Genomic DNA, 11,631 nt, shown 5'->3' on the forward strand with positions numbered 1-11,631 from the left:
GCAGGCGCAGCCCATACCACGCTCAGCGCCGCGGCGCTGCGTGGCACAGGACGTCGCTCGGATCCCGCGTCGACTGGTGGCACTCCCATCGGTCGTCGTGGCAGGAGACGACGAGGATCCCCGCGTCGTACGCCTCCTTCAGAGAGGAGCCTGCCCGCTGCGCGAGCAGGTTGGACGGGGTGCGCTCGGTGCACCCCTTGCCCATGTCGACCTCGATCTTCCTGTTCCCCTTGGTCGCCTTGACAGGGTTCGGCGGGGTCTTGCCCTTGTCGGCGGTGCGCACCGCCGCGGCGAGCTTCGGCAGGATGCCCTCGAGGTAGGGCTTGTCGACGAGCGGGTCGGTCGACCGCGGCGACACCATGGCGAGCGTGTACTGGATCGCCATCATCTGCTGCTCCGCCGGCGCGCTCGGCTGGATCGGCCCGCTCGACCCGATCGGGATCGGCCGCGGCGGCAACTCTCGCTTCGCGGCCTCCATGGCCGCGAGGGTCGCCGCGGCGCTCGGGGCCGGCGCCGCGCTGTCCGCGCCCGGCGGCGCGGGGGCTGAGGTGGACGCTCGAGGCGCCGGAGCGGGCGGCTCGTCGCACGCGAGGACGGCGAGGGCGAGGGCGAGGGCAGAGAACGCCGCGCGGAGCTCGCGCGGCCGGACGGGGGCGGGCTGCATGGGCGGCTTATACGAGCGTGCGCCGTGCGCCGCCACGCTCGCGTGGCCGCGCGGCGCGCGGTGACCAGCGCCCCCGCGCGTCAGTCGATCTTCAGGATGGCGAGGAACGCCTCTTGCGGGATCTCGACGCTCCCGACCATCTTCATCCGCTTCTTGCCCTCCTTCTGCTTCTCGAGGAGCTTGCGCTTGCGGCTGATGTCGCCGCCATAGCACTTGGCGGTCACGTCCTTGCGCATCGCCTTCACGGTCGTCCGCGCGATGACCTTCGACCCGATCGCCGCTTGGATCGCGACCTCGTACTGCTGGCGCGGCACGATGTCCTTGAGCTTCACCGCGAGGTCCCGGCCCCGGGCGTACGCCTTGTCCCGGTGCACGATGACGCTGAGGGCGTCGAGCGGGTCGCCGTTCACCAGCATGTCCAGCTTGATGAGGTCGTCGGCGCGGTACCCGACGAGCTCGTAGTCCATCGACGCGTAGCCGCGCGACACGCTCTTCAGCTTGTCGTGGAAGTCGAAGAGCACCTCGCTGAGGGGCATGTCGTAGGTGATGATCACGCGGTCGGACGAGGCGTACTGGATCGACTTCTGCTCCCCGCGCCGCTCCTGGCACAGGGCGAGGACCGCGCCGACGTACGTCGATGGCACGTGGACGGTCATCCGGAAGATCGGCTCCTCGATGCGATCGGTGAGGTTCGGCGGCGGGAGCTTCGCGGGGTTCTCGATCGACTTCATCGAGCCGTCGTTCAGGTAGCAGTGGTAGACGACGCTCGGCGCGGTCGTGATGAGGTCGAGGTTGTACTCGCGCTCCAGCCGCTCCTGGATGATCTCCATGTGGAGCAGGCCCAGGAAGCCGCACCGGAAGCCGAACCCGAGCGCCTCGGAGGTGTCGGGCTCGAAGACGAACGCGGCGTCGTTCATGTGGAGCTTCGACAGGGCGTCGCGGAGGTCCTCGTACTGGGCCGAGTCCGTCGGGAAGATCCCGGCGAAGACCATCGGCTTGACCTCCTTGAAGCCGGGAAGCGGCGTCGTCGCCGGGTGGACGGCGTCGGTCACCGTGTCGCCGATCTTCGTGTCGACGACGCTCTTGATGTTGCCGACGAGGAAGCCGACCTCCCCTGGCCCGAGCTCGGTGATGGCGGTCGCGTGGGGCGTGAACACGCCCATCTCCGTGACCTCGTAGTCGCGGCCGGTCGCCATGAAGCGGACCTTCTGGCCCTTCCTGATGATGCCGTCGACGACGCGCACCATGACGACCGCGCCGCGGTAGCTGTCGTACCAGCTGTCGAAGATGAGGGCGCGGGGCGCCGCGTTCAGGTCGCCCTTCGGCGCCGGGATGCGCGCGACCACCGCCTCGAGGATCTCCGCGATGCCGATCCCCGTCTTGGCGCTGGCGGGGATGGCGCCGGAGCAGTCGAGGCCGATGACGTCCTCGATCTCGCGGGTCGTCCGCTCGACGTCGGCCGAGGGGAGGTCGATCTTGTTGAGGACCGGGAGGATCGCGAGGTTGTTGTCCAGGGCGAGGAAGACGTTCGCGAGGGTCTGCGCCTCGACGCCCTGGGTGGCATCGACGACGAGGAGCGCGCCCTCGCACGCCTGGAGGCTGCGCGAGACCTCGTAGTTGAAGTCGACGTGCCCGGGCGTATCGATGAGGTGCAGCCGGTACGTCTGGCCGTCGTTCGCGGTGTAATCCAGGCGAACGGTCTGGGCCTTGATCGTGATCCCCCGCTCGCGCTCGATGTCCATCTTGTCGAGGAACTGCTCCTTCTGCTCGCGGGCGGTGAGCGCCCCGGTCGCGTCGAGGATGCGGTCGGCGAGCGTGGACTTGCCGTGGTCGATGTGGGCGATGATCGAGAAGTTGCGGATGAGCTTGGAATCAACGGGCATAGCGAGCTTCAGGGCGCGGCGACCTGACCAGCGTTAGCGGCCGCAGCGCGCGGCCTCGACCGAGATGCGAGGGAGCGGACTGGAACGTCCGGGCCCCTCAGGGGGAGCGAGCCGCGGCGCGCGGCTCTACGAGCGCCGCGGAAAATGGAGGACCGCGGCGTGCCTGCTCCTAGCGCGACCCGCGCCGCGAAGCTATCCACCCCGAGCGACCGGCGCCCAGGCGTCCGGCACCCCGGGCCCAGAGCCTTGCGGCCCCCGGCGCCGGTCATTTCTTCGGGATCGGCGGCGCGGCGACCGGCGGGCTCTCCAGGGACATCTGCCCTGGCAGCACGTGCTCGTAGTGCTTGAGGACCATATCTATCCCTTCGCGGATGTAGACCGCGATCGGGACCTTGGTGCGTTCGTGCAGGATCTTCAGCCGCTCGGCCTGCTCGGGCGTGATGTAGATGGTCGTCGAGACTTTCTTCCGCGACATGTCACGCCCGGGAGGGTAACCCGCCAGTCTCGAAGGGTACGACTGACAAGACGTTACCCTAGATGCCGGTACGTATGATGTCAATCGGAATGGCGCCACCGTGCTCGCCGGGGTTCGGGGATCGGCCGGGCTGGGCCGCGGGTCGCGTCCGTCGCGTCCGTCGCGTTTGGTGGGCTTCTTGATGTGCGCGCGGGCCGCGGTCTAGACTGCGGCTTGAAGCTGGTCCGCGTCGGGACGGCTCGCCCGGCGCGTCGAGCTTCTGTCCCGAGGGTTCCGGGCTGGCCGGAGGAATCTCTTGATGACGCGATTCCCGCTCACCTGGCGGTCGTCCAGGTGCTCGCTTGTGGCCCTGATCACCATTTCGGTCGCCTCCTGCGCGTCCTCGACGCCGGAACCCTCGAGCGCGAAGGGCTCCACCAGCGAACGGGACACGGCGGTCGTCCACGAGCCCTGCGACAAGGACTCCGCCTCTGCGGAGAAGGTCGATGTGAACGGCGACCGGATACCCGACATCATCCACGTGAAGCAAGACGGCCGGGAGGTCTGTCGGGTCGTCGACCTGAACCTGGACGGCGCGATCGACGCCTTCATCTACTACGACGGCAAGGGGGTGGAACGGCGGCGCGAATCGGACTTCGACCGCGACGGGCGGGCCGACGAGATCGCTCACTACGAGCGCGGCGCCATCGTGTTGAAGGAGCGCGAGACCAACTTCGACGACAAGCTCGACACCTGGGACCACTACGAGGGTCCGCGCCTCGCGCGCCGCGAGCGCGACTCCGACGGCGATGGGATCGTCGACCAGTGGTGGCAGTTCAACAACCCGAACGACGCGAAGTGCGCGGTCGTGGCGAGCGATCAGAACGCCGATGGCAAGGCCGATCCCGGAAGCGTGGTGGATCTCTGCGCCGAGTCGTACGGCGCGCCGAAAGCGCCCGTGCCCCCGCCGGCCGGCGCCGCGCCCGTGGAGGGAGGGGCGGGCGCAGGGCAGCCTGCGGCCGCCGGGGCGCCGGGCGCCGCGCCCACAGCTGCCCCCGCCGCGGGCGCGGCTGCATCGACGACCGCCGCGCCCACCGCTGCCCCCGCCGGCGCGGCTGCATCGGCGAGCACCGCGCCCGCGGGCTCCGCGCCCGGCCAGCCGGCCGCCAAGAAGGGACCGTGACATGAGGAGACAAGCGCTCATCGCGCTGGCCACGCTCAGCCTGCTCGGCGCGGCGTGCGGCTCGGATCCAGGGTTCGAAGGCGCGAAGGCGCCGAGGGTCGAGGCGGCTCGCAACGCCGACGGCAGCATCGACGATCGCTCGATGTGCGACTGGAAGGGCAAAGAAGATCGCGAGACGAGCGAGACCGCCGGGCCAGGCGCGATCCAGCCCAACGTGAGGCGCGTCTGGCAGATCGTGGGCACCGGCGAAGACCGCCAGAGGGCGCTCGTCTGCCGCGAGATCGACACCAACTTCGACGGGGTGAAGGACGTCGTCCGCAAGTACAACGACAAGGGCGAGAGCCTTCACGAGGAGTCCGACTCGAACTACGACGGCCGGATCGACACATGGCTCACGTTCGCCGGCGGAAGGCTGGCCGAGGTGAAGGTCGACTCCGATCGCGACGGCAACCCCGACGAGTGGAAGTACTACAGCGGCGGCAAGCTCGCGCGCATCAAGCGCGACACGAACCGCGACGGCAAGCCGGACGTCTGGGAGATCTACCGCATGGGTCGGCTCGAGCGGATGGGCGTGGACGTCGACGCCGACGAGCGGGTCGATCGGTGGGATCACGACAACGAGCTGAAGCGCCGCCTCGAGGACGACGAGCGAAAGAAAGAAGAGGAGGCCACCGCTGCAGCCGCGAAGAAGGCTGCGGAAGATCAAGCGGCCGCGGACAAGGCAAACGAGGCCGTGGGCGACAGCGGGAGCGCGGCGCCCTCCAGCGACAAGAAGAAATAGAGCGCGCCTCCTTCGAGCCGAGGTCGGGTCAACTTCGCCCCCTGCCCTGACGGCGCAAGCGCGCACAGGTGCTCCTGCCGCCGCAGCCGTTCGCCAGGGCAGGCGTGCCGGCCGTCGGCCTCGGATCCCAGCAGCGTACCGCCCAGGTCGGTCGACGCGGCGCGAGGAGCGTGCTTATCAGTGCCGTCGGCCGACACCATCGCGTCGGCGTAGGTCCCGAGCACACCATGGAAGAACGTCTGCAGAAGATCATCGCGCGCGCCGGCGTCGCCTCGCGTCGCGCATCGGAGGAGCTCATCCTCGCCGGGCGGGTGCGCGTGAACGGGCGCGTCGTGACCGAGCTCGGCTTGAAGGCCGACCGGCAAAAGGACCGCATCGAGGTCGACGGCAAGCGCCTCGTCTCCGAGGCGCCGGTCTATGTCGCGCTGCACAAGCCGCGGAACGTCGTCTCGACGCTGCGCGATCCCGAGGGGCGCCCGACGGTCGCCGACCACGTGCGTGGCACGGGCGCGCGGCTCTACCCCGTGGGTCGGCTCGACTTCGCGACGAGCGGCATCCTCCTCATGACAAACGACGGCGACTTCGCCAACGCGCTGCTCCATCCGCGCGGCGGCGTGCCGAAGACCTACGTCCTGAAGGTTCAGGGCGCCATGAGCGAGGACGACCTCACGCCGTGGCGCGAGGGGATCCGCCTCGAGGATGGCGTCACGCTGCCGGCCGAGGCGCGGCTGCTCCGCCACGAGGGCGACAAGACGTGGCTCGAGGTGACCCTCCGCGAGGGCCGCAACCAGCAGATCCGTCGCATGGGCGAGGCGACCGGCTGGCCCGTGATGCGCCTGGCCCGGACGACGTTCGCCGGCGTGAGCTCGGAAGGCCTCCGGCCGGGAGAGTGGCGCGCCTTGACGGTGGATGAGCTCCTCCACATCCGCGAGGCGTTCGGCGTGCCCAAGCGGATCCGCGGCGCGATGATGGGCGCGTCGTCGGGTCCGGTCGACCACCGCCGCACGGCCAGCTCGGCCCGGTCAGGCGCGAAGGCGTCACCTCGGCCTACACAGGAAGCCGCTGGTGCTGCCGCACGCGGCCGGGGACCGGCACAGCCGAGGGTTCGCTCCAGAACCAACGCCGACGCCCCGAGCGCACCTGGTCAGGGCCCGGCCGGGCGGATGGCTCGCTCCAGGACCGACACCACCCCGAGCACGCCCGCCCGGAGCCCGGCCGGGCGGATGGCTCGCTCCAGGACCGACGCCGCCCCGAGCACGCCCGCCCGGAGCCCGGCTGGGAGGACGGCTCGCCCCAGGACCGACGCCGCCGCGCCCGCGACGCCCGGACCGGGCGCCGCTAGATCTGCGCGAAGCGTCCGCTCCGAAACGAAGCCTCGAGCAGCTGAGACACGCGCGCCTCGAGCTCGCGGGCGCGAGCGTCGTTGATGCCGGCGAGGGCCTGTTTGATCTCGCCGAGCGCCTTCAGCTGACTGAACAGCTGGACGTCGCCGAGCGAGGCGCCACCCGTGAGGATCTGCCGGATCCGATCGATCTCCGCGGCGAGCGCCTCCACGCCGACGCCGAGCGCGCCGACGCGGCGGCGATCCGGGTGCTCGCGAAAGAAGGCCTCGAGCACCGGCTGCACGATGCCCTCGAGGATCGCCGCCTGATCCTGGTTGTTCCAGATGTGCTTGAGCACGAAGAAGTCGCTCGCGTCGGTCGTCTGGCGGCCATCGAGGTAAGCGCTCGCCGCGAAGAGCTTGAGCATCTTCACGACACGACGATCCGAGAGCGATATCCCCTCGGCGCGGATCTGGAACACCAGCCCCTTGTAGGCCGACAGGAACGCATCGCCGAAGTTCATCCGCGCGCCGAACCCTCGGCCGAGCTCGGCGAGCTCGCGCGCCGCGACGAGCGGGCGAAGCGGCTCGCCGGCCATATGCCGGATCTCCTGCTGAATGCCGCGCTGGAGCAGCTCGCTGAAGTGGTAGGCGTCGAGGTTGTCGGACTGCACCCGCAGGAGGAAGCGGTCGAAGATCGCGGTCAGCGTCTCGTCGCCGGGCACCTCGTTCGAGGCAGCGAAGACGCTGATGAGCGGGCAGCGGAGCACCTGGCCGCCGCTCGCGAACTTGCGCTCGTTCAGCAGCGTGAGCAGCGCGTTCAGGATGGCGCTGTTCGACTTGAAGACCTCGTCGAGGAAGACGATCTCCGCCTCGGGGAGCATCCCCGAGGTGTTCCGGCGGTAGACGCCCTCGCGAAAAGCACCGATGTCGACCGGGCCGAAGATCTCGTTCGGCTCGGTGAAGCGCGTGAGCAGGTACTCGAAGTACCGCGCCTGCATCAGCTCGGCGAGCGTGCGGATGAGCGCGCTCTTCGCGGTCCCCGGCGGGCCGAGGAGCACGCAGTGCTCGCCCGCGACGACCGCGATCATGAGCAGGCGGATGATCTCGTCCTTGCCTAGGAACTGCCGCTCGAGGCTATGGGCAAGCAGGCGCAGGCGCTCGTGGAGCGGAGCGGACATGAGGCGAATCCTCGTATCACAGGCCCGCCGCCTGGCGCACCGTTCGGCGCATCGCCCCGTGCGTTCCCACGACGCCAGCGCGCCGAGCGGTTGAGCAAAACGTTGAACAAAACACAGAGGCCGGTGGGTCACACCGGCCTCGCAGGGTCTGCTCGCTGCCGCAGAGCCTATGTCGTGGAGCGGGAGACGGGATTTGAACCCGCGACGTCAACCTTGGCAAGGTTGCACTCTACCACTGAGTTACTCCCGCAGATGTCAATCACTTAATTCAGGAAACCACTTCTAAAGGCGTTTGTCAGAAAAATCCTGATTCGCGCCGGGTCATCACCGGAGGTTCGCTCCGTCGATGCGTGGCGGATGAGTACCAATCGGCGTGGTGGGAGTCAAGCTCTCAACAACAAAACCTCAAAACTTCCGTCGCCGGCAGGTTGCACGGCCGCTCTGGTCGAGTATTGTGTGGCCATTGCGAGCGAGGGGGCTCGCCAAGCAGCACCACGAACGGTGCCGCTCACAAATGCCTTCGCGTTCGCGACAGCGGCACCGTGTGGGGGGCTCTTACATCATAAGGGGTGCCCGCCACTCGGCGCGCTCTTGGTTGGCCTGGGTCGACCAGGCAGGTCCTTTGGACTTGGGGGGAGCATGAACGAACAGACTGCTTTGCGAGTGGACGTTGCGGAGACAACGGCGCCGGTCCTTCAGAAAGAGTACCGGTCCGGAGTCCACGCCAAACGACAGGATGACGACGGCGGGTGGGGGCTCGTCCTGATCGGGCTCGACGCTCCGCCGCGGATCGTGAGCCTCATGGACGGCGCCGTGATCGGCAGCGCCGCGCGCGACGGGCGCATTGAGGGCCACGGGATCGCGCCGGAGCACGCGAAGATCAGCGTCCGTTCCGACGGTTGCTACATCGAGGACATGGACACCCACGACGGCACGTGGGTGAACGGCGTCCGCGCCCGGCGCATCGGCGTGATGCACGGCGACGTGGTGCGCCTCGGGCATCAGCTCGGGGTCTTCGTCGAGCGGCACCTCGCGCTGTATGACGGCGCGCCGTCTCGGCTCGGGCCGCTGGTGTTCGGCTCGAAGCAGCGCAAGGACTGGATCGACCCGGTGATGAAGCTCGTGCAGTCGGGCTCCAGCGTCTGCATCGAGGGTGCTCCCGGGGTCGGGAAGCGGACGCTGGCTCGCCTCGCCGCAGCGGTGCGCGAGGGCCTGGGTGAGACGCTGGTGGTCGACGGCAGCGCCGAGACGAAGCCGGCCATTCCGCCGGGCGCACGACCGATGACATGGCTCGTCCTCGACGCCGATCGCCTGCCGCGCCCGCAGCAGCTGGAGATCGCGCACTCGGTCGGTCGCTCGAACGGCGTCAGCATCATCGCGACGACCGGACAGCCGCTCGACCGTGCCGCCGGCGACGGGCGCGTGGCGCCGTGGTTCGCTTCGCTCTTCTCCGGCAAGCGGATCACGATCCCGACGCTCGAGATGCGGCGCGAGGACGTGCCGCTCATCGTGCGCGACATCGCGGAGCGCAACGCGATCGGCCTCGACCGCTTCACTCCGCAGCTCCTGGAGGCGCTCGTCCGTGCTGGCTGGCCGGGCGGCGTCCCGCAGCTCGAGTCCGCGATCGTGACCGCAGCCCAGGCTGCGCCGGACGGTCCGCTCTCCGTCACGCCGATCGCGGGATCGCTCGCGCGCGGCCCGCGGGTGAAGCCGAACCTCCCGCCCGCGACGGATCCTTCGCTCGCGCGCGCCCGCCTCGAGGACGCCCTCGCCCGGGCCAACGGCTCCGTCGCGTCCGCTGCGCGTGCCCTGGGCATGTCGCGGCAGGCCATCTACCGCGAGGCCGACCGGCTCGGCCTCGACATCGCGCGCCGCAGGGTCCCGCGCGGCTGAGTGACGCCCGTTCATCTGCGGGAGCCTCGCGTCGCGCCAGCGCGGGGGGCTCTCGGCGAGCTCGGACGAAGCGCCAGCGCGCGCCAGGCGGACGCCCAGGCGCGGATCTTCAACCGTAAAATCCGAGAGACGTATGGCTGACGATCGATCCCTCCTCGGGGTCGACGCACTGCTCGTAGTGCAGCATCTCGCCGCGTGACGACGGCGGGAGCGCGCGGAGCAACGTGTAGATGGGGCCGAGACCGCAGACGCGACGGCTGGCGAGGTCACGTGCGACGTCGACGAAGAAGCCCGGCGCATCGATCGACGTCGCGCGCTCGATCGATGCGAGATCGCGGTCGCGCAGCGCCGTCCGCTGCCGCTCGTCCAGGGGCGCGGGATCACCGAAGCGCGGGCCGACGTGGGCGAGGTCCGCTCCTGCGATGACGAGGACGCGACCGGGGCGCTTCGCCAGGGCGTCGCGGAGCGCCCTCAGAAACGACTCGGCGCCATCGTCTTGCGCGGGGTCGCGACGCCGCGCCTGACACTCCGAGAGGCCGCAGAGGATGGGTACGATCGACGCCGCGCGGCCGCCAAGGAGGTGCCGCACAAACACGGCCTGAAATTCGATCGAGTGCTCGTTCTTGTGCAGGTACTGGTCCTCGCGCACGTCGAAGCGGCTCGCCGCCGCGAGCTCTGCGATCATCTCTCGATCCGGCTCGAGAGGACCGAGCGGCGTCGCGAACGTCTTCTCGCAGACGGCGTACGGACGGCGCATCGCGGCGTGCGACGTCCCGAGCAGAACGAACGTGTCGATCTGCTCGAGCCCTGGACCCGCCAGCGCCTGCTCCAACGCAGCATAGGCATGCCCGTAGCCCGCCGCGGCGCGCCAGAGATCCATGTGCGGCGCGCAGAGCCCGACCATGCGCGATGGCGCGCTTTGCGGCGCTACAGCGCGCGTCGCTCCGCCCTGCGGCCGCGCGACCTGGAGGCACTTTCGTTCGATGAAGTCGGCGAGCTTCCGCCGATCGCCGTGGTACGCGCCGCCCGCGTGCGCGGCCATCCGGATCGGCGCCGCGTCGAACGATTGCACGACGCTCCGCCGGCGCGCTTGGAATCGCGGGCTGTCGAGCATCCACGCGCGCTCCAGCTCGTCGGCCAGCTGCGACACGTGGGCGGCGTCCACGTGCTGGCCCGTCGACCGGGCGACGTCACGCGCGATCTCGTCGATCGGTCGCCTCCCGTCGAAGCGCGCGAGCACGGCAGCGCTCGCGGCGGGAACGACGACCGGAGACGGCGCGATGCCCTCGGTGTCGCGCAGCATCAACGCGCGGCCATGGCGCTCATCCTGGATGACGACGATCTCAAGGGCTCGAAGCTTCGGGCGCAGCACCGGCATCCAGCGCGAGAATAGCGCGTGCGCGCTCGCCGCCCAGCGCGCGGCCTCGCGCCTCCGGGAACAGCGCCGACGCCCCCGCGGTCGCAGCGGCAGCTCGCTCCAGAACGGACAGCGCTGGTGCCCTGCGTCAGAGCGCCCGTCAGGATGGCGGATTGCTGCTTCGCAGCGGCGCTGCGTGGCACTAGGGTCGCTGCTTGAAGCTCCGCCCGGCTCCGCACCCCTCCCCTTGCATCGCGGCCGCTTCGGGCTGGCAGTACGTCCGATCACCACGAGAGCGCCTCCGAACGAATGCGTCGAACCACGACCCTCGATCCACCCGTCCGTGAAGCCGATCTGCTCACCGAGCTCTCGGCCGTGTACCGCGAGGCGGAAGAGGTCTTCAGTGGCTGGACGTGCGAGGCCTCGACCGAGTGCTGTCGGTTCGGGATCACAGGCCGCGAACCGTACGTGACCTCCGTCGAGCTCGCTGCCGTCCGGCGCGCGATCGCGGCTCGCGGGGGCCGCCGAGCGCTCGAGGGGATCGTGCGAGCGGACGGGGCAGGAGCGCCCGAGCCGGGGGCGTCCGCCGGCGGCCCGAGCCGGCGACGCGCGCTGCCGCAAGCGTCGGAGCGGCGGTGCCCGATGCTCACCGACGCCGGCCGCTGCGCGATCTACGCCGCGAGGCCCCTCGGGTGCCGCACGTTCTTTTGTGATCGCGCCTCCGCTGGATCCCCGGTCCGCCACCACGACGTGACCCGGCTCGTCCGCAAGATGCAGGAGATCGCCGCGCGACACGAGCCGGGCGGCGACCTCGGCCGTCCGCTCACCCGCGCCCTGGCGGAGGCTGGACCGAGCGCCGCGGGCGCGCCGCCCAGGACGAGCAGCTCGGCGCGCGCTCGCCGTGGCCGCTGAGC

10 protein-coding genes and 1 tRNA gene are annotated in these 11,631 nt (G+C 70.0%); 5 read left to right on the forward strand and 6 right to left on the reverse strand.

Annotation, left to right across the window (positions count from 1 at the left end; all coding sequences use genetic code 11):
- Positions 1 to 22: 22 nt before the first annotated feature.
- The 3 genes from WME82_RS21200 to WME82_RS21210 all read right to left on the reverse strand — a co-directional run bounded on the left by WME82_RS21200 (position 23) and on the right by WME82_RS21210 (position 3,022).
- Positions 23 to 664, reverse strand: coding sequence for a hypothetical protein (locus WME82_RS21200; RefSeq protein WP_438044276.1), 642 nt, complete (start codon positions 662 to 664; stop codon positions 23 to 25).
- Between the two features lie 80 nt (positions 665 to 744).
- Positions 745 to 2,547, reverse strand: a complete 1,803-nt coding sequence (gene lepA / locus WME82_RS21205) for a translation elongation factor 4 (RefSeq protein WP_438044277.1) — start codon at positions 2,545 to 2,547, stop codon at positions 745 to 747.
- A 265-nt stretch (positions 2,548 to 2,812) separates the two neighbouring features.
- A complete protein-coding gene (locus tag WME82_RS21210; RefSeq protein ID WP_012236467.1) occupies positions 2,813 to 3,022 on the reverse strand; it encodes a ribbon-helix-helix domain-containing protein in 210 nt (69 codons plus the stop codon).
- A 298-nt stretch (positions 3,023 to 3,320) separates the two neighbouring features.
- On the opposite strand from WME82_RS21210, the gene WME82_RS21215 reads away from it, so the two are divergent.
- The 3 genes from WME82_RS21215 (at position 3,321) to WME82_RS21225 (ending at position 6,392) form a co-directional block, all read left to right on the forward strand.
- Positions 3,321 to 4,184 (forward strand): hypothetical protein, encoded by an 864-nt coding sequence (locus tag WME82_RS21215; protein WP_438044278.1) that lies wholly within the window; start codon positions 3,321 to 3,323, stop codon positions 4,182 to 4,184.
- 1 nt (position 4,185) lies between these two features.
- Positions 4,186 to 4,965, forward strand: coding sequence for a hypothetical protein (locus WME82_RS21220; protein WP_437873198.1), 780 nt, complete (start codon positions 4,186 to 4,188; stop codon positions 4,963 to 4,965).
- Between the two features lie 227 nt (positions 4,966 to 5,192).
- Positions 5,193 to 6,392, forward strand: a complete 1,200-nt coding sequence (locus WME82_RS21225) for a pseudouridine synthase (RefSeq protein ID WP_438044279.1) — start codon at positions 5,193 to 5,195, stop codon at positions 6,390 to 6,392.
- Here the strand turns inward: WME82_RS21225 and WME82_RS21230 are convergent.
- A complete protein-coding gene (locus WME82_RS21230; RefSeq protein WP_012236471.1) occupies positions 6,304 to 7,467 on the reverse strand; it encodes an AAA family ATPase in 1,164 nt (387 codons plus the stop codon). The genes WME82_RS21225 and WME82_RS21230 overlap by 89 nt on opposite strands.
- A gap of 175 nt (positions 7,468 to 7,642) precedes the next feature.
- A tRNA-Gly gene (locus tag WME82_RS21235) sits at positions 7,643 to 7,717 on the reverse strand.
- A 413-nt stretch (positions 7,718 to 8,130) separates the two neighbouring features.
- On the opposite strand from WME82_RS21235, the gene WME82_RS21240 reads away from it, so the two are divergent.
- Positions 8,131 to 9,360 (forward strand): FHA domain-containing protein, encoded by a 1,230-nt coding sequence (locus WME82_RS21240; RefSeq protein ID WP_437301585.1) that lies wholly within the window; start codon positions 8,131 to 8,133, stop codon positions 9,358 to 9,360.
- A 109-nt stretch (positions 9,361 to 9,469) separates the two neighbouring features.
- Here the strand turns inward: WME82_RS21240 and amrB are convergent, their stop codons facing one another.
- Positions 9,470 to 11,008: an AmmeMemoRadiSam system protein B gene (amrB, locus tag WME82_RS21245; protein WP_438044280.1), complete on the reverse strand. Its 1,539-nt coding sequence runs from the start codon at positions 11,006 to 11,008 to the stop codon at positions 9,470 to 9,472.
- Positions 11,009 to 11,026: 18 nt separating this feature from the next.
- On the opposite strand from amrB, the gene WME82_RS21250 reads away from it, so the two are divergent.
- A complete protein-coding gene (locus tag WME82_RS21250) occupies positions 11,027 to 11,629 on the forward strand; it encodes a YkgJ family cysteine cluster protein (protein WP_438044281.1) in 603 nt (200 codons plus the stop codon).
- Positions 11,630 to 11,631 lie beyond the last annotated feature (2 nt).

It is taken from the genome of Sorangium sp. So ce128 (genome assembly GCF_051525245.1).
Taxonomy (GTDB): domain Bacteria; phylum Myxococcota_A; class Polyangia; order Polyangiales; family Polyangiaceae; genus Sorangium; species Sorangium cellulosum_B.

Bases quoted from the DNA above. Each gene is read 5' to 3' on its own strand.
- WME82_RS21200 (WP_438044276.1), bottom strand. From the start codon at position 664: ATGCAGCCCGCCCCCGTCCGGCCGCGCGAGCTCCGCGCGGCGTTCTCT.
- lepA (WP_438044277.1), bottom strand. From the start codon at position 2,547: ATGCCCGTTGATTCCAAGCTCATCCGCAACTTCTCGATCATCGCCCAC.
- WME82_RS21210 (WP_012236467.1), bottom strand. From the start codon at position 3,022: ATGTCGCGGAAGAAAGTCTCGACGACCATCTACATCACGCCCGAGCAG.
- WME82_RS21215 (WP_438044278.1), top strand. From the start codon at position 3,321: ATGACGCGATTCCCGCTCACCTGGCGGTCGTCCAGGTGCTCGCTTGTG.
- WME82_RS21220 (WP_437873198.1), top strand. From the start codon at position 4,186: ATGAGGAGACAAGCGCTCATCGCGCTGGCCACGCTCAGCCTGCTCGGC.
- WME82_RS21225 (WP_438044279.1), top strand. From the start codon at position 5,193: ATGGAAGAACGTCTGCAGAAGATCATCGCGCGCGCCGGCGTCGCCTCG.
- WME82_RS21230 (WP_012236471.1), bottom strand. From the start codon at position 7,467: ATGTCCGCTCCGCTCCACGAGCGCCTGCGCCTGCTTGCCCATAGCCTC.
- WME82_RS21250 (WP_438044281.1), top strand. From the start codon at position 11,027: ATGCGTCGAACCACGACCCTCGATCCACCCGTCCGTGAAGCCGATCTG.